Origin of the sequence: Paenisporosarcina sp. NPDC076907 (genome assembly GCF_050269735.1) — a bacterium.
In the GTDB taxonomy this organism is placed as follows: domain Bacteria; phylum Bacillota; class Bacilli; order Bacillales_A; family Planococcaceae; genus Paenisporosarcina.
Genome location: NZ_JBNNIX010000001.1, coordinates 62,801 through 88,842 on the forward strand (window position 1 = coordinate 62,801; position 26,042 = coordinate 88,842).

Sequence of the window (26,042 nt, forward strand, 5' to 3'; positions counted from 1 at the left end):
TGAAAAATAATTGGGACAAGTAACCACTGGGTTACTTGTCTTTCTTTTTTTCCTAGTAATTGGTAAGATAACATATTGTTACTTGGGAAGTAGGTGAAAAAATGGCAACAATTGAAGCAGAGAACAAGCCAATGAAACAGCTGAAATTATTCAGTCTGACATGGCCTATATTTTTAGAAGTCTTTCTTTTTATGTTAATGGGAATTGTCGATACGTTCATGCTGAGTGCGCTTTCGGATGATGCTGTATCCGGAGTAGGGGCAGCAAATCAATATATACACATCGCGATTTTAGTACTTGAAGTCGTGGGAACTGGTGCGGCAATCGTTGTTTCCCAATATCTTGGTTCCAAGAGGTATATCGAAGCATCCAAAATATCGGGGCTAGCAGTTACATTAAATCTCGGCATCGGGCTTGTCATAAGTGCAGGGTACTTAGTGTTTGCCAGAAGCATGATGTCGGCCATGAACTTACAAGGTGAAGTATTGGCATACGCTGAACAATACTTGTCCATTGTAGGTGGCGCCATTTTTCTTCAAGCCATCATTAATTCATTAGCGGCCATTATTCGCGTGCATGGATGGACGAAACAAACCATGTATGTCTCATTGGGCATGAATATCTTTCACGTTGTCGGTAACTATTTGCTTATTTTCGGGAAATTCGGATTTCCTGAATTGGGGGTTCAAGGTGCCGCCATTTCGTCAGTGATCAGTCGATTCCTGGCACTCATTGTGTTCTTTTGGTTGCTCTATCAAGTCATGGAATATAGAGTGAAATTTCACTATTACATTACCTTATCCAAGGAATACATTGGCAAGATTCTGCATATCGGGATTCCGGCGGCATTTGAGCAGGTCATGTATCAGGCGTGTCAAATTGTCTTCTTCTATTACGCGACCTACCTTGGGGCAGAATCCTTGGCAGCCAGACAATATGCGATGAATATTTCCATGTTCACGTTTTTGTTTGCCATTGCCATCGGAATGGGAACTGCCATTATTGTCGGACGATTAGTCGGGGCGAATGAAAAAGAAGAAGCTTATTCGAGATTATGGAAGAGTTTGAAATCAGCCCTTATCTTCACGTTAAGTATGGTCATGCTGGTGATGATTTTCCGCAATCAGCTAATTGGGTTATTTACGGATAATCCACAAGTAATCAAGATCGCGTCCACCGTTTTGTTACTCAGTATCCTTTTGGAGACAGGACGGACAATGAATATCGTAATCATCAATTCACTGCGAGCTGCAGGAGACGCCAAATTTCCGGTCCTTATCGGGGTCTTTTCAATGGTATTGATGAGTTTGCCCTTAGGATATCTCTTCGTCTTTCATTTGGATATGGGTCTGCCGGGCATATGGTTGGCTATTGCAGCAGATGAATGGACGCGGGCCATCATTATGTATTTCCGATGGAAAAGCAGAGCATGGGAAAAATATGCACTCGTTCCTCCGGAAGTCACAGAGACGACCCAAACGTAATAGATAACTGAAGTTGACAGATTTTACTCACAATGATAATTTCAAATTAAGATTACTAAAGGCAATGTAACGATTGGGTTCAACCTCGCATGTTCGGTGGTTGAACCCTTTTTCTATTCAAAAGGGGGATGGAGTTTGAGAAAGCAAGATTTATTGTACAGATTGGATGCGATTGGTCAGAGTTTGGAAAGAACGGGAGGGGCACTTTTATTATTTGGGTTAGGTTCAGTGGGGATTGAACTTGAAAGGTTGGATGACTATTCTGATTTAGATTTCTTCGTTATTGTGAAGCCAAAGTATAAATCCAGGTTCATTGAGCAGTTGGATTGGCTCGAATCAGTTCATCCGTTAGCGTTTACTTTTAGAAATACGAAAGACGGACATAAAATTTTTTTTGAAGACGGTATTTACGCTGAGTTTGCCATTTTTGAAGAGAAAGAAATGGAACAAATTGCGTTTTCTGAAGGACGAATTGTATGGCAAGACGCCAATTTTAGTCATAACAATCTGCACATACCTTCTATAAAAAACGTTTCGTCAAATAAAGATCGCTCACTGGACTATTCACTAAATGAAGCATTAACCAATTTGTACGTGGGCTTATGCCGTTATGCCAGAGGAGAGAAATTATCCGCTTTGAAGTTTGTCCAAGGAGAAGCAATCGAGAATATACTAAACGTGTTGCATTTACTCGAGCCAGAAGTAGATTACTTCCCGGATGTATTTAGTAATGAACGACGGTTGGAAAAAAGATTTCCTCGGTTTGAACAAGTCATCGGAGACATGATGCAAGGGTACAAGTATGTACCGGAATCTGCCTTGCATATATTAAAGTATTTAGAAGATGTTTTTCCTGTCAATCAGCGGATGGGTGAAGAAATACGACGTTTGGCCAATTTATATATGGAGCTAAGTGAAGATTCCCAATAGGTAAGGAGGGTAGAATGAAGATCTATTTAATTGGCAGTCAGATTCTTTATGTGCTGTGTTTGATTCCGTGGTTTGTGATTTGGGGCTTGTCATTTATGAGTTTTGATAATGGCTTTAGTGCTGGGAACATTTCTTTTGTTTTGGGGATTGGCATATATCCGGTTGCGGTTATCCTCTGTTCCATTTTTTCCTGGATTCTGTATGTGTATAAAAAACGAACAGCCATCATCATCAACTCGATTCCGATGTTATGGGTGGTGGGCCTTGGCGTATTAATGTTCATGATTAATTTCTCATAAAAGACAAATAAACCGTTCAACTATTGTTCCATACTAAAAAAAGTAGTAACTTAACAGAAACATATACAAAAGGGGATTATTACATGAAGCAAGTTACCGAAGGATTCATTCCTGTAACAGGGGGAAATGTTTATTATCGCAAGACGGGGGATGGACCTGGCATACCACTGTTGATTTTACACGGGGGACCAGGCGGGATGAGCCGGGAATCTGATCCGATTCGAGATCTTGGAGACGAAAGACCGGTCATTCAATACGACCAATTAGGATGTGGAAATTCAGATCGTCCGGTTGATCTTGCTTTATGGACGGTTGAACGCTATGTAGAAGAATTAGCTCAAGTGAGAGAAGCGCTTGGATTGGATGAAGTGCATATTCTCGGACATTCATGGGGAACCATGCTTGGCGCAGCATACCTTCTTGAGAAACCGACAGGCGTTAAAAGTATTATTTTCTCCAGTCCGTGTTTGAAGTCCAGCATGTGGGAACAAGACCAGCGCCAACATATGAAACATCTACCTCAAGAAGTACAGGACACCATCGAGCAATGTGAACGGGACAATACAACGGACTCAGAAGAATATCATCAAGCAATGATTGAGTTTTATAAACGGCATGTCTGCAGATTGTCGCCGTTACCAGAAAAAATTCAAGCGAATTTTGCGAAGAGTAACCGTCAAATATATGGCTACATGTGGGGAGCGTCAGAATTCACTGTGACGGGCACATTAAAAACCTTTGATGTCACCGATCGATTGCACGAAATCGATATCCCAAGTCTTTTCACATGTGGCTACTATGATGAAGCAACACCAAAAACAACGGCATATTATGCGAGTTTGGTTGAAGGTTCCGAGTTTCACGTATTCGAAAACAGTTCACATATGCCTGGGGCGGAAGAGCCTGAGGAATATGCGAAAAGAGTAAGAGAATTCTTGAATTCTTAAATAATCAGCCTAAATAACCTTTCAAAAAACCCTCCAATTTATAAATGATTGGAGGGGTTTGATGTTTTAAATGCTTGAAGCGCCGAATCTTACATTTTGCCTTCTTTAATCCAAAGCCAATTACGAAAAGCACCAAAAATCGATACGAATAACAGTGCACCCAACAGAATTAAATACACAATTAAGCGATTATTTTCTTTGATTTCTTCTAGGTTTACTCCAAACCATAATAACAGACCTAAAAATAAACCCCACATCAGAATATTTGGCCCAATTAACAGCCATCGTAAACCTTTGTCGTTTGAGTTTTTTTTATCTTCCATTTCTACATACACCCTTCCTTGCCGATCTCGTTGAATCCCGATAAAGAATCAATCACTTAGATATTGAAAAGTATAACCTAAATCCAATGGGAGAGCATTTGAATTTCTTTCATCACAAAGTTCTAGTGAACATAAAAAGGTTAATAATTGTCTCCAATGATGGGACATTCTTTCTAAAATAAAGGATTTCATCAAACCAAAATCGAAAAGGATTAGCAAAGCAAAATTCTTTTTCGTTAAAAAGGAAGGTGAAAATATATGCTGTATGAATTGAAAACGAAGGAAAATGATTATAGTGTGATTGAGTTTATTGAAGGGGTGGACAATCCCCAAAAACGAGAAGACGCATACAAGCTGCTTGATCTATTCACAGAGACGTCAGGTTTTGAGGCGAAAATGTGGGGGCCAAGTATTATTGGATTCGGCAGTTATCATTATAAATATCCCACTGGGCATGAAGGCGATGCGCCACTCGTAGGATTCTCACCTCGAAAAGCGAAAATCAGCCTCTATTTTGCAACGGGTGATACTGAACGGGAGCAGTTGCTTGAGAAGTTTGGTAAGCACACCTCTGGAAAAGCCTGTGTGTATATTAATAAAATTGACGATATTGAAGTAAATATACTGAAAGACTTAATTAGACAATCAATCACATTCTTGCAGAACATGTATCCAGAGAAATCCTAATCGGCGATAAGTAATGTTCATCACAACAAGAATAGAAATCAATGGGGGCATATTGATATGGAACAATGGGTGGAAAATCTTTTTTCAGAAGACGTCTTGAATGAAGCGGCAACGCGATTTGGAGCGGATGCAACAGACGCTAAGAAGCTTGGCGATTTCGAGAATTACGTATTTGAAGTGAAGCGGGAAGGCAAGCCATACATTTTGAGACTGACACACTCGTCGCATCGTTCGAAAGTGGAAGTTGAAGGTGAATTGAAATGGATTAATTTCCTGCATGGGCACAATATCCATGTGTCTCTTGTACATAAATCTGAATATGGACAACTTGTTGAGGAATTATCAGTGGGAGATTCCTATTTTTATGTCTGCTTATTTGATAAAGCTCCAGGTACCCCAGTGAAAATGAACGATCAAGAATTTGGTCCGGAACTATTTGAAAAATGGGGAGCTATTACAGCTAAAATGCACTTGGTAACCGAAGATTACCATGAGTCAGAAACGCAGCGTCATCGTTGGGATGAAGATGATTTGATTGAGCTTGAAAAATATATCGATCCGGTTGGAGATAAAGTCATCATTGATGGCAATCGCAATCTTGTCATGGAGATTCAACAGTTGCCACAAACAAGGGAAACATTTGGATTGATTCACTCGGACATACATCCTGGCAACTTCTTCTACCATGAAGGCGATATTCATGTATTTGATTTTGATGATGCGATGTTTTTCTATTTTGTGAGTGATATTGCCATTCCCCTCTATTACACAACATGGTGGAAGTACAGGGAAGAAACGCTTGAAACACGTTCGGCGTTTGGCGCTGAAGTATTGACTCACTTCTTGAGAGGGTATATGAATGTAAGAGCAATTCCGCTTGAATGGATTGAGCGCTTGCCTTTATTCTTGAAGATGCGTGACTATACTTTGTACGGCGTGTTCCATAAGAAGGTCGACCTCGCCAACAATGAACGTGAAAACGAACTCGTAGTCGGTATCCGCAAACGCCTATTGAAAAACGAACCGATTGTCGACTTGGATTATCGATCAATTTGGAAACAATCGTTGCCTTCACCATTAAACAAATAAAAAAGATCATGCTACTTAGTTTCTTTATGCGAAGTATGACCATCACGCATAAATTCTCAGTAAAACTAAAGGAGGTGGCACAATGTCTGAACAAACGCATCTGGCTACCTTTGCAGGGGGCTGTTTCTGGTGCATGGTGTCGCCATTTGATGAGCAGCCCGGAATTCTTAAAGTCGTCTCAGGCTATACAGGTGGCCACGTCGACAACCCAACGTATGAAGAAGTTCATAGGCACACTACCGGCCATTATGAAGCTGTGCAAATAACATTTAATCCAACTGTCTTCCCGTATGAAAAATTGATCGATTTGTTTTGGCAGCAAATCGATCCGACCGATGAGGAGGGTCAGTTCAACGACCGTGGTAAAGCGTACCGCACGGCGATTTTTTATCATGATCAAGAACAAAAGGCAATGGCAGAAGCATCAAAATCAGTCCTTGCAGCAAGTGGACGCTTTAACCAGCCGATTACCACTGAGATTTTGCCCGCACAGCCATTTTACGATGCGGAAGAAAAGCATCAGCAATACTACAAAAAAGTGCCTTTTCACTATAATCTGTATAAAGAAGGATCTGGACGTGCCGATTTCATCCGTAAACACTGGAAAATGACGAAAACCGACGAACAGCTCCAGAAAGAACTGACAACGCTCCAATACAAAGTCATGAAAGAAAATGCGACCGAACCCGCGTATGAAAACGAATACTGGGATCATACCGAAGATGGCATTTATGTCGATCGTATTTCCGGTGAACCTTTATTCAGTTCAATCGATAAGATTGATGGGGGATGTGGCTGGCCAAGCTTTACAAAACCACTGCGTCGTAATGAACTTGCCGAAAAACTGGATACATCGCTCGGCATGCGCCGTATTGAAGTCCGCACCAAAACGTCTGATGCACATCTTGGTCATGTGTTCGATGACGGACCAGGCCTGGATCGTGCAAGGTATTGCATCAATTCAGCTGCACTCCGTTTTATTCCAAAACATCAACTTGAACAGCAAGGATATGGAGAGTTCATTAGTCTTTTCAACGAATGAAAACATTGTATTTTCTTATATAAAAAGGGCATTCCCGTGGAGGAATGCCCTTTTATTTTAAAATTTGTCTGTGTCCAATTCTCTTTCAATATGCGAGGCTTTCGAAGACTCTGCCATACGCCAGTAAACGATAAAGCTGATGGCAATACAGCCAGCTACATAGTAGTAAAAGAGTGATTCATGTCCGATATCTTTTAACCATAACGCGATGAATTCTGCTGTCCCACCAAAGATAGCGACAGTGAAAGCGTAAGGTAATCCCACGCCTAGAGCACGTATTTCAGTAGGGAAAAGTTCAGCTTTTACAATCGCGTTAATGGAAGTATAGCCGGTAACGATAACCAAACCAAGCATCATCAACAAGAAAGCAATAACGGGACTAGTCGTTTGCTCCAGGATGAAGAATATTGGCACCGTCAGTAACGTACCGAGAATCCCAAAAGTCATTAGTAAAGGACGACGGCCGATTTTATCCGAAAGCATACCTGCTATAGGTTGAAGGACGACAAAAACAAGTAATGCCAAGAAATTTATCCAACTGACGACTTCTTTATCCAGTCCAACTGTATTGATCATGAATTTTTGTAAATATGTTGTGTAGGTATAGAAAGCAACTGTTCCACCTAGTGTTAAGCCAACAACCGTCAGAACCGCTTTCGGGTGTTTCATAAGGGCACGTATAGTTCCGGCGCTTTCTTTACTTTTCGTATCCATTTTAGTGAATTGTTCCGATTCATCCATCGTACGACGAAGCCACATAACGGCTAATGCACCCATTGCACCGATAACGAAAGGAATACGCCAGCCCCAGGAATACATATCTGCTTCACTAAGCACTTGCTGAAGGACGATTTGAACGCCGAGCGCAACCATTTGCCCGGCAACAAGCGTGACATACTGGAAGCTTGAATAGAAACCGCGACGTCCGCTACTAGCCATTTCAGACAGGTAGGTAGCGGATGTTCCATATTCTCCACCTAAAGACAAACCTTGAAGAAGTCGGGCTAAAACAAGAATAATCGGCGCCATAATGCCTATACTGCTATAACTAGGCGTCAAGGCAATGATTAAAGAACCGCCAGCCATAACCATAATGGAAAGCGTCAGAGCTGCTTTCCGTCCATGACGATCAGCATAGCGACCCATCAAAAGACTACCGATGGGTCTCATCAAGAAACCGACGGCGAAAATCGCAGCTGTGTTAAGAAGTTGGCTCGTCGAATCTCCTTCAGGGAAAAACTCGGAAGAGAAGTAGATTGCAAAAGCAGAATAGACATACCAGTCATACCATTCGATTAGATTTCCAACCGAACCTTTAAAAATGTTACCTGTTATGCGACGCGTATTCGCTCGCTCTGTGGCTTTTGTCATTAACAAATCCTCCTCATTATGGTCTTGCCGTCGTTATTGTTCCAAACGAATCAATTGAACGAGCAGATGATTTTAAGGTATTTTGAAAAATGGAATTCAAGGGAAAAGGAAAATAAGAGCGATAGTTAATTATGTAATGTTCTTTCCTTAAGCACATAGCTTTCCAAAATAACCTCAAACAATAGTTGTTTGTTCCCTATTTCTGGCGATGAAAAACCCTTCCAATTAAAACAAGTAAAAAGCGAAGAGATAATTCATCTCTTCACTTCAAGTCATCCACCTACATCATTTTCCCCGTCATCTTCTAACATCGGGTCCTCAACTTCAATATCATCTTCTTTTTCATCGTCGCCGCATGCGCCAAGTAAAAGTGCTGCCGCCAATGGCATTGCTAGAAATTTAGTTTTCGTTTTCATGGTGTTGCCTCCTTTAATTATTTACATATAAGTAGTTTACCCACTTTCACAAAACTAAACTCCTGCTCGAGATTTCAGAGTGAAGACATGTATAAATAATGTTTTTAAGAGAAACAGTTAAATTTCTATAAATCGTCTAAAATCGTTGGTGCATATATGTTTTTGTTATATTTGATATGATTTAATAACAATGATGAGAGCGTTTTCATTCATATTTATCTATTAAAATGAATAAATAATATTATCGGAATTGTGTGTAAATGTGGATTTTATGGTATACTGTTTCGAAATTGGAAGTGTACATGCAATGAAGAGCCCCTTCATGAAACAATGAACATCTTTCAGCAGATTAAATCGAAAGGGGACGTTGTCATGACGAAAACTGGATATCCTGCAGCACAAGGTTTATATGATCCAGAACAAGAACACGAAGCATGTGGAATTGGGATGCTGGCTAATATTAACGGGAGAAAGACCCATGGGATTGTACAGAATGCCATTAACATGCTTTGTAATATGGAGCATCGCGGTGGGCAATCCGCTGATACGAGTACAGGGGACGGAGCAGGGATATTAACTCAAATTCCCCATCGGTTCTTTAAAAAGCAATGTGAGAAAGAGAACATCCTGTTGCCGAGAGAAGGCGACTATGGTGTGGGAATGGTTTATTTACCTAAAGATCACGACTTGCGCATGAAAAGCAAAGAAGTTTTTGAACAAATTATTGAAGAAGAAGGTCAGCTATTTCTTGGCTGGCGCCCTGTTCCAATCAATGACTCTTTTGTTGGAAAAGTGGCGACCAAAACGAAGCCGACCATTAGGCAATTTTTCATTCAAGTAAACGAAAATATTAAAGATCAAATGGATTTTGAACGAAAGCTATACGTGATTCGCAAACGAATTGAAAAAGAATTGGCAAGTGTGAAAGACTATGAGGATGTTTACATCTGCAGTTTATCAACTCGCACGATTGTCTACAAAGGCATGCTAATCCCCGAACAACTTGATTCATTTTACATTGACTTGAATCATCCTGAATTTAAATCCGCTTTAGCACTTGTACATTCCCGTTTCAGTACAAATACCTTCCCAAGTTGGAAGAGATCGCATCCTAATCGTTATACCATCCACAATGGAGAGTTCAATACCTTAAGAGGCAATGTCAACTGGATGCGTGCTCGTGAGCAACTATGTGAATCCGCGTTTTTCAGTCCGGAAGACTTGCAAAAAGTATTACCAATTATCGATGCGGACGGCAGTGATTCATCGATGTTTGATAATTGCTTCGAATTCCTGCATCTCTCTGGACGTTCGCTGGCCCATACAGCCATGATGATGGTACCGGAACCTTGGGCGAATGATTTAACAATCAAAGAAGAAAAACGTGATTTTTATGAATACCACAGTACGTTAATGGAACCATGGGATGGTCCAGCAGCACTGGTATTTACAGATGGCAACCAAATCTGTGCCTGTCTTGACCGAAATGGTCTAAGGCCCGCCCGTTATTATGTAACGAAGGGTGGCATGATTGTCCTAGGTTCCGAAGTTGGGGCATTGGATATTTTTGCTGATGATATTGAATACAAGGGAAGACTAGCTCCTGGTAAAATCCTTTTAGTTGATCTGGAAAAAGGAACGATCATTCCAGATGAAGAAATCAAACTTCAAATTGCTTCTGAACAGCCGTATAAAGAGTGGCTGAAAAACATGAAGAATCTAGAAGATATACCTGAAGCGGTGGAACAACCACCCATTCACAATGGCGAAGAGTTGTTAAAACAACAGCTTGCATTTGGCTATACAAGAGAAGAACTAAATAAAATCATCAAGCCCTTAGTGTTGGAAGGTAAAGATCCAGTCGGTTCCATGGGCTATGATTCCCCACTAGCCGTCTTATCGAAAAAACCACAATTACTATACAACTACTTTAAACAACTTTTTGCTCAAGTCACCAATCCGCCGATTGATGCCATTCGCGAAAAAATCGTGACGATGGTTGACACCACAATTGGTGCTGAGGGCAATTTGGTAAAGCCTGGTCCTGAGAGCTGTAAGCATATCCGTCTGAAAACACCAGTACTGACAAATCAACAACTTCAAAAGCTTAGAACCCAACAACTGGATGGGTTTAAATCGATTACATTTTCGACGCTATTTGATGCAACGTCAAGTGGAACTAGCGACTGTCAAATGGAAAAGGCACTCGACGCATTATTTGTAAAAGCTGACCAGGCAGTTCAAGAAGAACATACGTTGCTGATTCTATCTGATCGTGGCGTGTCAGAAAAATACGCAGCCATTCCGGCACTTCTTGCGGTTTCTGGCTTGCATCATCATTTAATTCGTCAAGGCACGCGTACGAAAATCAGTATTTTAATAGAGTCAGGCGAACCGAGAGAAGTTCATCATTTCGCAATCTTACTTGGGTACGGTGCGGAAGGAATCAATCCATATTTAGCCTTTGATTCCGTGCGCACACTGATAGAAAAAGGCGAAATCGAAATAGAGTCAGTGGAGTTAGCGGTAAATAACTATATCCATTCAGTAACAGACGGAGTCATTAAAGTCCTCTCCAAAATGGGGATTTCCACGATTCAAAGCTATCGTGGAGCTCAAATATTTGAAGCAGTGGGCATTCACATGGATGTGATCGATAAGTATTTCACCCGAACGTCTTCACGACTGGGTGGAATCGGCATAAAAATGATTGAAAAAGAAGTGCTCATGCGTCACGAAATGGCATTTGGTGAAAATCGCGGGAATAATCAAGCGCTGGAAACTGGTGACGAATTCCAATATCGTGCGAACGGTGAGGATCATCAATACAATCCGAGTACGATCCATACACTTCAACATGCATGTCGAACGAATAACTATGAAGTGTTCAAAAAGTACACAAAACTATTAACAGACGAAACAACCAACCTCCAATCATTACGAGGGCTTTTGAAATTTAAGAAGGGACAGTCTGTGCCGATTGAAGAAGTGGAATCTGTCGAGGAGATTTGCCGACGTTTCAAAACCGGAGCGATGTCTTATGGCTCCATTTCGAAAGAAGCACATGAAGCCTTGGCTGTTGCGATGAACCGTGTAGGTGGGAAAAGTAACACAGGTGAAGGTGGAGAAGATATCGACCGTTTTACGCCTGATCCAAATGGAGACTCAAGAAGAAGTTCCATTAAACAAGTGGCATCAGGCCGATTTGGTGTGACGAGCCACTATTTGGTCAATGCAGATGAAATCCAGATTAAAGTGGCACAAGGGGCCAAACCTGGTGAAGGTGGGCACTTGCCTGGTAAGAAAGTATATCCGTGGATTGCTGAAGTTCGTGGCTCTACAACTGGAGTTGAACTGATTTCACCGCCACCGCATCACGATATCTATTCAATTGAGGATTTGGCAGAGCTCATTCATAATTTGAAAAATGCTAATCCTCGAGCTCGTATTAGCGTTAAATTGGTTTCCGCTGTCGGGGTGGGAACAATAGCTGCAGGCGTTGCAAAAGGAAGAGCGGACCTTGTCCTAATCAGTGGCTATGATGGCGGTACGGGAGCAGCACCTCGTACGAGTTTAAAACATACTGGATTACCATGGGAAATCGGATTAGCTGAAACCCATCAGACACTCCTGTTAAATGGACTTCGTGATCGCATCGTTGTGGAAACGGACGGCAAAATGATGACGGGAAGAGACGTGGTATTAGCTACACTTCTCGGAGCGGAAGAGTACGGATTTTCAACAGCCCCACTTGTGGTGCTCGGCTGTGTCATGATGCGTGTCTGTCATATGGATACATGTCCAGTAGGAATTGCAACGCAAAATCCTGAACTGCGCAAGAAATTTACGGGAGATGCTGAACATGTCGCGAACTTCATGCGTTTTGTGGCTACTGAAACGAGAGAGCTAATGGCTGAACTCGGTTTCAGAACCATCAACGAAATGGTGGGACGTACAGATGCGCTTGAAGTAAACAAAGCGATTGACCATTGGAAGGCAAAAGACATCGATTTGACTGCTCTTCTGTACTCACCTGATTTGCCCGCAAAAGTAGGACGTTATCATACAATTGATCAAGATCATGACTTAGAGAAGACGCTCGATTTCCAGGAACTGATTCCAATTTGTCGTAAAGCCATCGAAAATCAGCAACCGGTGGAATTTACAACAGCGATTCGAAATATTAACCGGGTCACGGCAACGATGCTCGGCAGTGAAATCACTCGACGATACGGGGAAAAAGGATTGCCTGAGGATACCATTCGTCTGACATTAAAAGGATCCGCGGGCCAAAGCTTTGGTGCATTTATTCCCCGGGGAATAACGCTCCGACTCGTTGGGGACTCAAACGACTTCGTAGGAAAAGGATTGTCTGGAGGGAAAATTATTGTTCATCCCGATCCAGTGGTCACTTTCCCTCCTGAGAAAAATATTATTATTGGCAACGTAGCTTTCTATGGAGCTTCTGCTGGTGAAGCCTATATACAAGGAATCGCCGGCGAACGTTTCTGTGTACGTAATAGTGGCGCAAATGTAGTAGTCGAAGGAGTTGGTGATCACGGTTGTGAATATATGACGGGTGGAAAAGTTGTCGTCTTAGGTTCGACAGGACGCAACTTTGCTGCAGGAATGTCAGGTGGCGTAGCGTATGTTTTTGATGAAGATGAAACATTCCTATCCCAATGCAATACGGAACTAGTTCAGATCCAACCCATTGAAAATAAGGAAGAGATGAAAGAGCTCTATTCGATGATTGAACAGCACGTGGAGTATACAAATAGTGGTCTCGGAAAACGCATTTTAGCATATTGGGAGAAGTATTCTTCACAATTCGTGCGTGTTATTCCAAAATCCTATTTAACGATAAACAATCGAATCAAAGAGCTTCAGGACAGTGGCTTGACCATGTTCGATGCACAGATGACGGCATTCGAGGAAAGTAAAAAGGTTGGGTCCGCAAAATAATCTGGCAAAAAGGAGGGATATGATGGGAAAACCAACTGGATTTATGGAGTATGAGCGTCAATCACAACGTGAACGCGAACCACAGCGGCGTGTAAAGGATTGGCAGGATTATACGGTGCCGATGACGGAACAGGAAGTCCAGACACAAGCAGCACGTTGTATGGATTGTGGCGTGCCTACATGTCATACAGGAACCGAAATCAATGGGGTGACATCCGGATGTCCGGTCTATCACTTGATACCTGAATGGAATGACCTCGTTTATCAAGGACAATGGAAGGAAGCGTTGAAGCGGGAACATGAAATGAATAACTTCCCTGAGTTTACCGGCACTGCATGCCCAGCTCCGTGCGAAGGTGCATGCGTCCTGGGAATAAACGAACCTCCTGTCGCCATTCGTACCGTGGAACGCGCTATTATCGAAAAAGGCTTTGAAGAAGGTTGGGTCGTTCCGGAACCTCCCGAAAAACGGACAGGTAAAAAAGTAGCGGTCATTGGGTCTGGACCAGCTGGCCTCGCAGCTGCGGCGCAACTCAATAAAGCCGGTCACTGGGTAACAGTCTTCGAACGCAACGACCGTGTAGGTGGTCTCTTGACGTACGGGATTCCAGAAATGAAACTGCCATACGAAATGGTAGAACGACGTGTTGCTTTATTAGTGCAAGAAGGCATTACATTTATGACAAACATGGAAGTTGGCAAAAATTATCCCGTTGAAAAACTGCAATCTGAATTTGACGCCAGCATTTTATGTGGTGGTGCAACCATTCATCGGGACATTCAAGTGGAAGGACGCGAATTAAAAGGAATTCACTACGCAATGGAATTTCTTCATGCCAACACCAAAAGTTTGTTGGATTCGAATCTTCAAGATGGCAAATACCTTTCAGCGGAAGGAAAAGATGTCATTGTCATCGGTGGTGGAGATACAGGGACAGATTGTCTGGCTACAGCCGTTCGTCATAATTGCAAGAGTTTAACGCAGTTTGATATATACGACAAAAAAGGCGCAGTGCGTGATGAGCTGGGCAATCCTTGGCCGCAATATCCGATCATTCATCGGTTGGAGTATGGGCAAAAAGAGGCTGCAAGTAAATTCGGGGAAGACCCACGAGCTTATGCCGTTCAAACCACGCGTTTTGTGGGGAACGACGAGGGTCATGTCAAAGAAGTCCATACCATCCATGTAAAGCTCCGAAATCGAATACGCGAAGAAATACCGGGTACCGAAAAAGTATGGCCAGCGGACCTTGTGTTGCTAGCCATTGGATTTAATGGTCCGGAACAAGGACTTCTTCAGCAATTGAATGTGGAAACAAACCCTAACTCAACAGTGAAAGCGGAATACGGGAAGTATGCAACCAATGTAGAAGGCGTTTTTTCTGCAGGTGATATGCGCCGAGGACAAAGCTTGATTGTATGGGCCATCAATGAAGGTCGTGAAGTAGCGAGGGAATGTGATCGCTATTTGATGGGGACAACGGTACTACCATAGACATACAAAAAGGAGTGTACTTCCACGATGGATGTACACTCCTTTTATTTAAAAATTTTCTTATTGAGCTGTGTAGCCACCATCAAGAATGGCTGCTTGACCTGTAATACCTTTTGCCTTTTCACTTGAAAGGAATAGCGCGTAGTCAGCAATTTCATCAACTGACAATAAACGTTTTTGAGGAACAAGAGGGTAGATTACTTCTTCTAATACTTTCTCCAGTTCTACATTGCGTGTTTTTGCCAAGTCCGATAACTGATTTCTTACAAGTGGCGTGTCCACATAGCCAGGACATAATGCATTTACCGTAATGCCGTGTTCTGCACCTTCTAAAGCCGCAACTTTTGTTAAACCGATAACGCCATGCTTAGCGCTGTTATAAGCTGCTTTTCCAGCGAAACCAATTACACCATTAATGGAAGCCATATTAATAATACGACCATATTTTTGTTTTTTCATTTGAGGGAACACGTGCTTAATCGCCATGAACGGTGCCGTTAACATGATTTTAATTAATAACTCGAATTTTTCGGTTGGGAATTCTTCGATTGGTGATACATATTGTAAGCCAGCGTTGTTAATCAAGACATGGAATTCACCGAAATGCGCAATTGTTTGATCGATGGCTGCTTTTATTTCTTCTTCGTTCGTTACGTCACACTTGATGCCAAGAGTTTCGTATCCTTTGTCAGCAAGTTGCTGAGCTGCCTTTTTGACGCCTTCTTCATTTAAGTCTGTAAGGACAACCTTTGCTCCATTTTCAGCAAATCGTTCCCCAACTTCATAACCAATACCTTGAGCCGCACCTGTAATAAACACTACTTTATCTTTTAACATAATCAGATCTCCTTTTAAATTAATAAAGTCCCATGCTTGCTAATATTATTGCTGCAATTACGGCAATGGTTGGAATGATAAAACCAACAACCGCAACATCTAAATATGAATCTTTGTGTTTTAGCCCCGTTACAGCCAATAAGGTCAGTAATGCGCCATTATGTGGCAGTATCGATGCCCCTGATGCGACAGAAGCAATTCGGTGAAAAGCTTCTGGGTCGATGCCGGTTGTTTGGGATAGTTGGTAATATTTATCCCCCAAAGCTTCGAGCGCAATCCCCATACCGCCAGATGCCGAACCAGTAATACTTGCTAGTAACTGAACAGCGACTGCTTCTGAAATCAAAGGATTTCCTTTAATGCCTAGAATCAAGTCGGTTAACTGTTTGAAACTTGGTACGGCCGTAACAACTGCACCAAAACCAACAGCCGCACTCGTATTTAAAATGGCCATCGCTGAACCTGCTGCACCGCCGTTAATCGATTTAATGAACGTTTTGAATTTCTTGAAACTCAACAGCATGATCGCAATGATTCCAATCAATAAAGATGGAAGAATATCTAGTTTTAAAATATTTAATACAAACACCACGATTAGTAATGGCAAAATGGACAGATAAGGGTTTGGAAGAGTGGAAGCATCAATTTCTTTCACTTCGTCCCCGTTTTTAGGTTCTGTGTATCCATCGCCTTTGCTTTGCAGTCTTTTACTTCTCCAAGCTAAGTAAAGGTAACCACCCACCGCCATAATTAATCCAGATACCACACCCATAATGGGCCCAGCAGTCGGAGTTGTTTGGAAGTACTCAGTCGGAATAATATTTTGAATCTGAGGCGTTCCTGGAAGTGCCGTCATCGTAAACGTAAAAGCTCCAAGTGTAATAGTAGCCGGAATGAGCTTTCTTGAAACATCGGCTTCTCGAAATAGTGCAAGGGCTAGAGGATAAATAGCAAATACAACTACAAATAAACTAACGCCTCCGTAAGTTAGTACAGCTGCTCCAACCAATACACCTAAGACCGCTCGTTTTTTCCCTATGAATTGAGTGATTTTATAAGCTACTGATTGGGCCATGCCCGTTTCTTCCATCAGTTTCCCAAAAATTGCCCCAAGTAAAAATACAGGGAACCATTTTTTAGCGAAATCTACAAACCCAGTCATATAAATTTCTGTATATGCTGGCAATAAATCAAGTCCCTCTAACCCTGCTACCAAAAGCGCAATGAGAGGTGCTATCCATATGATGGACCACCCTAAATAGGCGAGGGCCATTAGTAAAATTAATCCGATAATAATGTTAATCATGATTACGTGCTCCTTTATTTAAAATACCCCTATAGGTTTGTAATTTTGGACACAAGCGCTTAAGCTGTCAAGGAAAAAGTCGTACATTTTTACAAGTAAGACTAGGTATAATATTCAGTTTTTAATCACTCGTATTCCTTTGGTTTAAATACCCACTTTGCAAGTGCTTTTAACATCCAAAATTTCACATTAAACAGTTTCAAGTTAATTGGATAGGTTATTTAATACGGGCAACAATAGTTGTAGCGCTTTAACAAGATGTTAAGCAGACCAAAAGGAAAGGGTGGTAAAACAATGAAAGAACTATTTACAGCAACTGTTACGGCGACTGGAGGGCGGGAAGGGCGAATCCGCTCAGAAGATGGCGTACTCGATCTTGCCTTGGCAATGCCCGGTGTCAAACAGGATACAACGAATCCAGAACAACTATTTGCGGCGGGTTATGCAGCTTGTTTTGATTCCGCTCTGAATTTGGTGGCAGGACAAGAAAAAATTAAACACGGTGGATCGGAAGTCACTGCTCATGTTACATTGCACCAAAATACGGATGGCTATGCACTTTCCGTTAAACTAGATGTTCTTGTACGTGATGTAGAGTTGGAAGTTGCTCAAAAGCTTGTCACAGCTGCACACAACGTTTGTCCATATTCACGCGCGATAAAAGACAACATCAAGGTGGATGTTGGAAGTCGAATTGCTTAAAGTCCCCATAGTCACTTTAATTAGCCCGATTTCCATGTGAAATCGGGTTTTTTGGAAGATATAAAAGTATAGAATTTTGATTTGCCATGTACCAAGTGTTGATGGTGTTTTAGAACCACTTTTACCTTTAGAATTGAATGTTGCCTATAGGATGTATCTAAATGTTGATCACTCGATCTTCTTAAACACATCATCTAGTGGTAAGGAATTATCATAAATTTTGTTGTCGCATTACAGCCTCATTCTCGTAATAAATGTAAGGCAGGGATTGCCACGAAGACTCCTGTGAGAAGAGCTTGAGCTGAAGCCCCCCGTAGGTGGCTGAAGCCAAGCCCACAGAAAGCGAAGTGGCGGTCCCTGCCAATTTTTTATGGAGAAATAGAACATAGTAGAAAATTCAGAATACCTTAGTTCCAAATGTTGGAATTATGATAAACTGGAATAGGGGGATGGATATGAATGAAAATAGAGAAAAACTGCTTTCACTGACCGGATTGACGATGAAGTATGGAGTCAAAACGGTCTTGAACGATATTAATTTAGATGTTTACCGAGGTCAGATTATTGGCTATATCGGGCCAAACGGAGCTGGAAAAAGTACCACCGTCAAAATCATGCTAGGACTGATTGATGGCTATCAAGGGAAAGTGGAGATTTTCGGCCAAGATATCGCGGGCGGTGACAATACATATAAGAAAAAAATTGGCTACGTACCTGAAAATGCGGAGCTTTATGAAACCTTGACGCCAAGGGAATATTTGACGTTCACTGGGGAGCTCTATGGTCTCGAGCGAAAAGAAGCAGAGCACAAAGCACTCGACCTAATGATCGATTTCGGACTGGAGAAAGTGTATGACAGTCGCATCTCCTCCTTTTCAAAGGGAATGAAACAAAAAGTCTTGATTATCTCGAGCTTGTTGCACGATCCAGACCTATTATTTTTTGATGAACCTCTGAGCGGTCTTGATGCTAATAGCATGATGGTCATTAAGGAAATGATTACGTTGCTTGCCGCTGAAGGCAAGACCATCTTTTATTCTTCCCATATCATGGACGTCGTTGAAAAAATAAGTACACGCATAGTCCTACTGGTAGAAGGCACGATTGTAGCAGATGGAACGTTTAAGGAGCTGGTCATGCAAGGGGAAGAAGGGTCCTTAGAAGGTATTTTCAATCAATTGACCGGCTTTAGTGATCATCGCCATATTGCCGAACGTCTTGTCGCCAGAATGGCGGGAGGACAGCGAAATGGATGATTTTCGCTCATTACGAATGCTGGATGCATTTCGTAAATTGTTCACAGGACTCGGAATCGATTACGATATCATGCGGAAAATTCTTCAGTCGAAACTGACAATGGATGACCGCCGTGTACCAACTATTTTCGAGGGTGGAAATCCAGAAAAAGAAAATAATCAATTCCTGAAATCTTTGGGAATTTATGCGCTCTACGGATTAATTTTGATTCCTTTCATTCTGATGAATGGAAATACAATGATTCAAATGAGCCTGGTCTTTGGGATTATCATCTTCATTTTGATGACGACGATGATTTCCGATTTTTCTACGGTTTTGCTTGATTTGCGGGACAGATTCATGTTGAATACGAGACCGATTGACAATCGGACGATACAAGCGGCAAAAACCATTCACGTGTTGATTTATATGGTATCGATTACTGGAGCGTTTGTGGCCGTACCAGTAGCGGTTAGTTTGTTCAGCCAAGGCCCCCTATTTGCGTTGTTGTTTGTGGGTACCTTGATATTTGTTGGCTTGTTCGTAGTGGTAGCTACGGCTTTACTGTATTTGTTAGTCTTGAAATTTTTTGATGGAGAGCGTCTGAAGGACATTATTAACTATGTTCAGATTATCATGAGCATTGGCATTTTCTTAGGGTACCAACTGGTGGGGAGATCCCTTGAATTCACCGAGGCGGGGTTTGAGTATCAATTCGACTGGTGGCACCTCTTCATTCCTGCCTTTTGGTTCGGAGCACCGTTCGAACTGTTACTGCATGAGGATTCGTCCATACCGTTGCTGGCATTGTCCATCCTGGCTTTATTGGTTCCGGTCATTTCGTTAATGATGTATGTGAAAATGATGCCTTCATTCGAACGGAATCTGCAGAAACTGTTGACTCACTCGAGTAGGAAGAAAAAGAAGTGGAGGGGCTTTGGCGAGCTTTGGTCGAAGATACTATGTCGAACAAAAGAGGAACGGGCAATATTTCGTTTTGCTGGATTGATGATGGAAAAGGATAGGGAGTTTAAACTAAAAGTTTATCCGGGGTTGGCTTTGTCACTTTTCATTCCTTATCTATTTGTAGTGAATGAAATCCGATTTAGTTCCATGGAGGAAGTTTTCAGTGGGAATGCTTACTTATCAATCTACTTCTGTAACTTTATGATACCTCCCGTCATCCAGATGCTCCAATACTCTGGAGACTACAAAGCAAGTTGGATTTTTGGGACTGCTCCTATTCAGCAGACTGCGTCTATTTATAGTGGCACATTAAAATCGTTCATCGTTAAGCTATACCTGCCGATTTTTCTTGCTGTCAGCATCGGGTTTACTTGGCTGTTTTCCATCAGTCTCATTCCTCAGCTACTCATTATTTTTCTGGCGGGAATCGTACAGTCTCTTGTAACCTATAAGCTAATAAAACATGATCGCTATCCTTTTTCAAAGTCGTTCAAATTTATTAAAGAAGCGAAGTCAGCCAAGTCTTTCTTGCTCGCCTTGATAACTGGTCTCTTTTACGGCGCTCATTATATAGCATTGAAGATTCCATACGGCTTGCCTATCTATTTCATCCTTCTACTAGGGGCAGTCATCATTGGTTGGGTACTCATCTTTCCGAGAACAACAGCAAAGCCGCTAGGTAGATGAGTATTGAGTGAGTTTTTTGGTTCACAATTCTAGGGCTCTCGGTAGTTGTCAGACACTAAGAATAAAAAGGACCCTTCTTCGAATATCGAAGTAGGGTCTAAATTTTTGGTCAATAAGTAGCTTTAAGATGGCGAACTAGTTGTTCAGCACTCTCCTGAATTTGATTTTCTTCTAAGAAACGTACGCCTTGGATTTTAAATGTGGGCAAGAAACGCATGCCCGTAAGGTTAGCAGTTGCTTGAAATGGTTTTGTCAATTCGCTCATGCTGTAGTGATTGTAGCTTCCTGCTTGATAAGCTGCTTCTGGTCCACCTGTAGAAATAGCCAAAATAAACTCTTTTCCACGAAGTTTAGTGCCTTCTGGTCCGTAAGCCCAACCGTAAGAGAGCACCACATCTTGCCATTCCTTTAGTAATGAAGGACTGCTGTACCAGTAAAACGGAAACTGAAAAACGATTCGATCGTGTTCCAACAGAAGCTGCTGTTCACGTTCCTTATTAATTCGGCCATCCGGATACTCTGCGTATAAATTATGGACGGTCATCTCTTCTTCCTTCTGTAATCTTTCCATCCAAGTCTTGTTAACAACAGAACCCGATAAATTTGGGTGAGCTACTAGTATTAGTGTTTTCATATAATAATCATCCTTTTTAATTTTGTATATACAAATGACAGTGTAAAAATTTTATTTTGTTTTTGTGCATACGGCAGAATTCCAGTATTTAAATAACTTATTAAAGCAGTTATTTGTATATGCAAATGAAAAACAAAAAATTATTTATCTCTTTCTAATTTATTACTTGCTTCGTGAAGTATTTTACTTAATTCCAAACTGGATTCTTTACCTAAAACAGCAGAATACTCTTCAAATAATTCTTTTAGTGAGATACGAAACTGAGCATAGACTGTTTCTCCATCTTCAGTCAAAGAGATTAATGTTTCTTTACCACTTGATTTTCTAACGACAAGCTTTTGTTTCTCCAGCTTGTCAATGAACCTTGTACTTGTAGAAGGAGCGATGGATAGCTTGTGACATAGCTCTTTTTGAGTGATTCCTGGATGGAATTTTACAGTCATGATCATGTACAAATAAGATGGAGCTAAGTCACCGAAATCAAATGTACTTTCAGCCAACTTGGTCATGTTACGCGCAAATCGGTTTGCCGTAAAATATAGACAATGAATCAATACTTGTTCTTCTTCATTCATTTCAATCAGCTCCGTTTCATTTGCATATACAAATTAACATGAATGAGAGAAATGGTCAACTACTTCCAACGAAAAGTTTTGTTTTCATTAGAAGCTGCTCACGAGTCGGGAGATTTAAAGACACAACAAGACTTGGCCAAAAATGGATATGAATGATTTGAATTGCTCAGTCTATTGGCACAAGGACTTTAATGCTTGCGGAAACTATTACACTCACAGTGGTACCCAGGTGCATTAACACGTCTTTCAGAACGCCATATTAAAGGGAAAATAATAGCGAAAATCGAATAACCTCAAACTGTTATTAGTGGTGTTGATTAGATATAATGACAAAAAACAAAATCTGTCACTTGATTGTTGTTTGTCGAATCTGATACAATAACTCCAAATTGAAGAGAAGGGTTGGGGATAGTATGAAGTACAGAACACTTGGTCAAAATGGTCCATCCGTTTCGGCTTTAGGTCTTGGATGCATGGGAATGTCGGACCTTTATGGTGCAACTGATCGAAAAGAAAGTATTGCAACGATACACAAGGCAATTGAAGATGGCGTCACTTTATTCGATACGGGAGATTTCTATGGGGTCGGTCACAATGAACTTTTATTGCAAGAAGCCTTAAAAGGAACAAAGCGCGATAATGCATTTATTGCGGTTAAATTTGGTGCTATGCGTTCTCCTGATGGTGGATGGGTTGGTATAGATGGCCGGCCGCAAGCGGTGAAAAATTCTCTATCTTACACATTACAAAGATTAGGCGTCGATTATATTGATCTTTATCAACCAGCACGTGTGGATCCGAACGTACCGATTGAAGAGACCGTTGGGGCTATAGCAGATATGGTGAAGGCTGGCTATGTACGTCAAATTGGCTTGTCTGAAGCAGGTGAAGAAACAATTCGTCGTGCTCATGCCGTTCACCCTATTAGCTGGCTTCAAATTGAGTACTCTCTATTCAGCCGAGGAATTGAAGAAAACATCTTGCCAACTTTACGTGAATTAGGGATTTCTCTTTCTGCTTATGGTGTGCTTTCGAGAGGCTTGTTGAGTGGCGCATGGTCCAAGGAGCGGAAAACGGATGTTCGTGACTTCCGTAGTTATGTTCCTCGTTTTTCAGGTGAAAACCTCGATAAGAACTTGGCTTTAGTTGAGGCTTTACGATCTCTCGCTCATGAAAAGGGAACCACTGTCGCGCAATTGGCTATTGCTTGGGTTCTTTCGAGAGGGGAAGATGTGATTCCGCTCATAGGTGCGAGAAAAGTATCTCATTTACAGGATGCTTTTGGATCAATGGAGTTGCATTTGAGCCATTCTGACTTGGAACGAATTGAAGCGGCTGTGCCTGCTGAAGCAGTTGCTGGTACTCGTTATCGTGAAGCCGATATGGGCATGTTGGATAGTGAACGCTGATGGCTGATCAAGCTCTGACAAAAGAAGAAATTTTAAATACTACAGAGCAAGTGCTTCGCCGATTTGGACCTGAGAAAACCAGTGTAGTTGATGTTGCGCGAGCTTTAAATGTAAGTCATGGCACCATATATCGTCATTATCCAAGTAAAGCGTCTCTACGTGAAGCAGTAGCAAAAAGATGGCTCCATAGTATTATGGAACCATTAACGATAGTTACAGAACAGAATTGCCCGTCATCAGAGCAATTAAAGTTATGGATTGAAAAATTGATACACATCAAACATTCAAAGGCTCAAGAAGATCCCGAGCTGTTTACAATGTATACAACGCTTGTTGAAGAATCAGTAGAAGTGGTCAATGCTCACATAGCGGAATTAATCGGACAAATTACCCCGATTATTGAAGCGGGCATAGCGAATGGAGAGTTTAAATCGAGTAATGCCGCATCCACAGCAAGTGGAGTTTTTATGGCAACTGCGCGATTTCATCATCCAGCACACGCCAAAGAGTGGACATCCCCTACGATTAATTCAGAATTTGAAGTCGTATGGAACTTGATACTTTCTGGCATTGTAAAATGAAAATGTATTTAGGGCGCCTTTAAAAAATTTTTAAAACACCTTCGAAAAGTACTTTTTAAAGTACACAATTCGAAGGTGTTTTTTCTATCAAGTAGAATGTTCTATAATTACGAAAGTGAGTAAATAAAGGAAGTTACTGTATAAATGTAGAAAACAAGTCAATGGAATGAAATTGGAAAGTTTTGTGCTGACTTAGTGAATATCCTGCGAAATATATCTTATAGCAAATTCGCAATGCGTTATAACGAATGCGTTATTTGGAAAGGAAAGAAATAATGAAATTTATCATCATCGTGGGACCTCAGGCCGTCGGAAAAATGACTGTGGGGCATGAATTGGAAAAGATTACAGAATTGAAGTTGTTTCATAATCATTTGACCATCGAGCTTGTACATCCGTTTTTTGAATACGGGACGGAAGTAGGAAGTCGATTGGTTAAATCGTTTCGACAGCAAATGTTCGAAGAGTTTGCGATAAGTGATCTGTATGGCGTGATTTTTACATTTGTGTGGCGCTTCGACGTTCAAGTCGACTGGGATTATGTCGAGAAAACCAGCCAAATATTCGAATCCAAAGGCGTACAAGTCTATATCGTCGAGTTGCAGGCAGACATGGATGAAAGGCTTGAAAGAAATAAATCCCCTCATCGACTTGAACACAAACCAACGAAGCGTGACATTAAATGGTCAGAAGAGCATCTGAAAAGCATAGCGAATAAATTCAGGCTCAATTCGTTCGATGGAGAAGTGACGAGAAAAAATTACATGAAAATTAACAATACAAATTTAACTGCAGCCGAGACAGCGAAGTTAATTCAAGAGCGATTTGAACTATAGATGTGTAATGAGATTGGAGGTAAAAGTTGATGACCGAAAAAGAGAAAATGCTTGCGGGTAAGATGTACGACCCCGCAGATCCAGAACTTATAAATGAACGCGGTACAGCCCGTCTTAAAACCAGACTATTTAATGAAACCCTTGAATATGAAACGGACAAGAGAATAGAGATGTTGAAAAATTTGTTTGGCTCCACGGGTGAAGGCTTATACGTTGAACCCACATTCCGATGTGATTATGGATACAACATTCATGTAGGAGAGAACTTTTTCGCTAATTTTGATTGCGTCATTCTCGATGTATGTGAAGTTCGAATAGGAGACAATTGCTTTGTGGCACCTGGCGTCCATATCTATACGGCTACTCATCCGATTCATCCGATCGAACGCAACACGATGCGCGAATATGGCAAACCAATCACAATCGGGGACAACGTTTGGATCGGAGGACGATCAATCATTAATCCTGGTGTAATGATTGGTGATAATGTTGTTATTGCGTCTGGAGCGGTCGTGACGAAAGATGTTCCAGCTAATGTGATTGTTGGAGGAAATCCCGCTCGAGTGATCAAGAAAATTGAAATGACATAAAGTTTTAATTTATCCATGGAAGGATAGTCAAAATGGAACAAAAACGTAAGTTAATTTTATTTATAGCGACCAGTTTGGACGGTTTTATCGCTAAAGAAGATGGCGACCTGGGGTGGTTATTTGCGGTAGAAGGCGAAGGTGACAATGGATTTGGTGCTTTTTACGAAACAATAGATACGATGGTGTTAGGCAGAAAAACGTATGAAGACGTAGTACGGATGGCAAAAGGTGAGTATCCACATCGAGACCGGATCAACTATGTGTTTACTTCTGAAGAACATGAAGACGGCGAGAACGTCCACTTTGTGAAAGAAGAAATTGTGCACTTTGCGGAGCGGTTGAAAAGCGAAAGTGGGAAAGATATTTGGTTCGTTGGAGGGTCATCGTTGCTGGCGTCATTCATGGCTAACGGTCTAATCGATGAATTCATCATCACGGTAGCCCCTGTATTGCTCGGAAAAGGAATTCCATTGTTTGGAGAGGGCTTTCACGAGCTAAAGCTTGAACTTCTGAAGACGACAAGAATGGGTCAGTTTGTACAAAACCATTATATTATGGCTGATAAATTATAATTATATTTAAATAAAAGAAAGTGGCTGAGGTAAGATTCAGCCACTTTTTCGCGATTAAAACGG

The 26,042-nt window shown here is 41.4% G+C and carries 24 protein-coding genes; 17 read left to right on the forward strand and 7 right to left on the reverse strand.

Going from position 1 to position 26,042, the window contains the following annotated elements:
* The first annotated feature begins 101 nt into the window (after positions 1-101).
* The 4 genes from ACQKEV_RS00310 (at position 102) to ACQKEV_RS00325 (ending at position 3,660) form a co-directional block, all read left to right on the forward strand.
* Positions 102-1,484, forward strand: a complete 1,383-nt coding sequence (locus ACQKEV_RS00310) for an MATE family efflux transporter (RefSeq protein ID WP_427442268.1) — start codon at positions 102-104, stop codon at positions 1,482-1,484.
* 135 nt (positions 1,485-1,619) lie between these two features.
* Positions 1,620-2,414: a hypothetical protein gene (locus ACQKEV_RS00315; RefSeq protein WP_427442270.1), complete on the forward strand. Its 795-nt coding sequence runs from the start codon at positions 1,620-1,622 to the stop codon at positions 2,412-2,414.
* A gap of 14 nt (positions 2,415-2,428) precedes the next feature.
* On the forward strand, positions 2,429-2,713 hold the full coding sequence (locus ACQKEV_RS00320; protein ID WP_427442272.1) for a hypothetical protein: 285 nt from the start codon (positions 2,429-2,431) through the stop codon (positions 2,711-2,713).
* A gap of 83 nt (positions 2,714-2,796) precedes the next feature.
* Positions 2,797-3,660, forward strand: coding sequence for a proline iminopeptidase-family hydrolase (locus tag ACQKEV_RS00325; RefSeq protein ID WP_427442274.1), 864 nt, complete (start codon positions 2,797-2,799; stop codon positions 3,658-3,660).
* An 89-nt stretch (positions 3,661-3,749) separates the two neighbouring features.
* On the opposite strand, the gene ACQKEV_RS00330 is transcribed toward ACQKEV_RS00325, so the two are convergent.
* Positions 3,750-3,983 (reverse strand): hypothetical protein, encoded by a 234-nt coding sequence (locus ACQKEV_RS00330; RefSeq protein ID WP_427442276.1) that lies wholly within the window; start codon positions 3,981-3,983, stop codon positions 3,750-3,752.
* Positions 3,984-4,241: 258 nt separating this feature from the next.
* On the opposite strand from ACQKEV_RS00330, the gene ACQKEV_RS00335 reads away from it, so the two are divergent.
* The 3 genes from ACQKEV_RS00335 (at position 4,242) to msrA (ending at position 6,801) form a co-directional block, all read left to right on the forward strand.
* On the forward strand, positions 4,242-4,670 hold the full coding sequence (locus ACQKEV_RS00335) for a DUF1801 domain-containing protein (protein ID WP_427442278.1): 429 nt from the start codon (positions 4,242-4,244) through the stop codon (positions 4,668-4,670).
* Positions 4,671-4,727: 57 nt separating this feature from the next.
* Positions 4,728-5,759: a phosphotransferase enzyme family protein gene (locus tag ACQKEV_RS00340; protein WP_427442280.1), complete on the forward strand. Its 1,032-nt coding sequence runs from the start codon at positions 4,728-4,730 to the stop codon at positions 5,757-5,759.
* An 82-nt stretch (positions 5,760-5,841) separates the two neighbouring features.
* On the forward strand, positions 5,842-6,801 hold the full coding sequence (gene msrA, locus ACQKEV_RS00345; RefSeq protein ID WP_427442282.1) for a peptide-methionine (S)-S-oxide reductase MsrA: 960 nt from the start codon (positions 5,842-5,844) through the stop codon (positions 6,799-6,801).
* Positions 6,802-6,858: 57 nt separating this feature from the next.
* Here the strand turns inward: msrA and ACQKEV_RS00350 are convergent, their stop codons facing one another.
* The gene (locus tag ACQKEV_RS00350; RefSeq protein WP_427442284.1) at positions 6,859-8,172 is read right to left on the reverse strand and encodes an MFS transporter; all 1,314 of its coding nucleotides are present in this window, start codon (positions 8,170-8,172) and stop codon (positions 6,859-6,861) included.
* 272 nt (positions 8,173-8,444) lie between these two features.
* Positions 8,445-8,588 carry a hypothetical protein gene (locus tag ACQKEV_RS00355; RefSeq protein WP_427442286.1) on the reverse strand — a complete coding sequence of 48 codons (144 nt, stop codon included), beginning with the start codon at positions 8,586-8,588 and terminating at the stop codon, positions 8,445-8,447.
* Between the two features lie 372 nt (positions 8,589-8,960).
* Here ACQKEV_RS00355 and gltB point away from each other — a divergent pair, with 372 nt between their 5' ends.
* Both gltB and ACQKEV_RS00365 read left to right on the forward strand, forming a co-directional pair.
* Entirely contained in the window at positions 8,961-13,553 is a 4,593-nt protein-coding gene (gene gltB, locus ACQKEV_RS00360) for a glutamate synthase large subunit (protein WP_427442288.1), read from the forward strand.
* A 22-nt stretch (positions 13,554-13,575) separates the two neighbouring features.
* Complete coding sequence (locus ACQKEV_RS00365) at positions 13,576-15,048, forward strand: glutamate synthase subunit beta (RefSeq protein ID WP_427442290.1); 1,473 nt, start codon at positions 13,576-13,578, stop codon at positions 15,046-15,048.
* 60 nt (positions 15,049-15,108) lie between these two features.
* Here ACQKEV_RS00365 and ACQKEV_RS00370 read toward each other — a convergent pair whose 3' ends face one another.
* Positions 15,109-15,885 (reverse strand): 3-hydroxybutyrate dehydrogenase, encoded by a 777-nt coding sequence (locus ACQKEV_RS00370; RefSeq protein WP_427442292.1) that lies wholly within the window; start codon positions 15,883-15,885, stop codon positions 15,109-15,111.
* Between the two features lie 19 nt (positions 15,886-15,904).
* Positions 15,905-17,191 carry a GntP family permease gene (locus ACQKEV_RS00375; protein ID WP_427442293.1) on the reverse strand — a complete coding sequence of 429 codons (1,287 nt, stop codon included), beginning with the start codon at positions 17,189-17,191 and terminating at the stop codon, positions 15,905-15,907.
* Positions 17,192-17,485: 294 nt separating this feature from the next.
* Here ACQKEV_RS00375 and ACQKEV_RS00380 point away from each other — a divergent pair, with 294 nt between their 5' ends.
* The 3 genes from ACQKEV_RS00380 to ACQKEV_RS00390 all read left to right on the forward strand — a co-directional run bounded on the left by ACQKEV_RS00380 (position 17,486) and on the right by ACQKEV_RS00390 (position 20,782).
* Positions 17,486-17,893 carry an organic hydroperoxide resistance protein gene (locus ACQKEV_RS00380; protein WP_427442295.1) on the forward strand — a complete coding sequence of 136 codons (408 nt, stop codon included), beginning with the start codon at positions 17,486-17,488 and terminating at the stop codon, positions 17,891-17,893.
* Between the two features lie 455 nt (positions 17,894-18,348).
* Complete coding sequence (locus tag ACQKEV_RS00385; protein WP_427442297.1) at positions 18,349-19,149, forward strand: ABC transporter ATP-binding protein; 801 nt, start codon at positions 18,349-18,351, stop codon at positions 19,147-19,149.
* Positions 19,142-20,782: a hypothetical protein gene (locus ACQKEV_RS00390; protein WP_427442298.1), complete on the forward strand. Its 1,641-nt coding sequence runs from the start codon at positions 19,142-19,144 to the stop codon at positions 20,780-20,782. The genes ACQKEV_RS00385 and ACQKEV_RS00390 overlap by 8 nt, the downstream gene beginning before the upstream one ends.
* Positions 20,783-20,891: 109 nt before the next feature.
* Here ACQKEV_RS00390 and ACQKEV_RS00395 read toward each other — a convergent pair whose 3' ends face one another.
* Positions 20,892-21,416 carry an NAD(P)H-dependent oxidoreductase gene (locus tag ACQKEV_RS00395; protein ID WP_427442300.1) on the reverse strand — a complete coding sequence of 175 codons (525 nt, stop codon included), beginning with the start codon at positions 21,414-21,416 and terminating at the stop codon, positions 20,892-20,894.
* 140 nt (positions 21,417-21,556) lie between these two features.
* Positions 21,557-21,991, reverse strand: coding sequence for a MarR family winged helix-turn-helix transcriptional regulator (locus ACQKEV_RS00400; RefSeq protein WP_427442301.1), 435 nt, complete (start codon positions 21,989-21,991; stop codon positions 21,557-21,559).
* A gap of 413 nt (positions 21,992-22,404) precedes the next feature.
* Between ACQKEV_RS00400 and ACQKEV_RS00405 the strand changes: the two genes are divergently transcribed.
* The 5 genes from ACQKEV_RS00405 to ACQKEV_RS00425 all read left to right on the forward strand — a co-directional run bounded on the left by ACQKEV_RS00405 (position 22,405) and on the right by ACQKEV_RS00425 (position 25,979).
* Positions 22,405-23,400 (forward strand): aldo/keto reductase, encoded by a 996-nt coding sequence (locus ACQKEV_RS00405; RefSeq protein WP_427442303.1) that lies wholly within the window; start codon positions 22,405-22,407, stop codon positions 23,398-23,400.
* Entirely contained in the window at positions 23,400-23,981 is a 582-nt protein-coding gene (locus ACQKEV_RS00410; RefSeq protein WP_427442305.1) for a TetR family transcriptional regulator, read from the forward strand. The genes ACQKEV_RS00405 and ACQKEV_RS00410 overlap by 1 nt, the downstream gene beginning before the upstream one ends.
* Before the next feature lie 275 nt (positions 23,982-24,256).
* Entirely contained in the window at positions 24,257-24,817 is a 561-nt protein-coding gene (locus ACQKEV_RS00415) for a shikimate kinase (protein ID WP_427442306.1), read from the forward strand.
* A 26-nt stretch (positions 24,818-24,843) separates the two neighbouring features.
* Positions 24,844-25,407 carry a maltose acetyltransferase domain-containing protein gene (locus ACQKEV_RS00420; RefSeq protein WP_427442308.1) on the forward strand — a complete coding sequence of 188 codons (564 nt, stop codon included), beginning with the start codon at positions 24,844-24,846 and terminating at the stop codon, positions 25,405-25,407.
* 32 nt (positions 25,408-25,439) lie between these two features.
* Positions 25,440-25,979, forward strand: a complete 540-nt coding sequence (locus tag ACQKEV_RS00425) for a dihydrofolate reductase family protein (protein ID WP_427442310.1) — start codon at positions 25,440-25,442, stop codon at positions 25,977-25,979.
* Positions 25,980-26,042 lie beyond the last annotated feature (63 nt).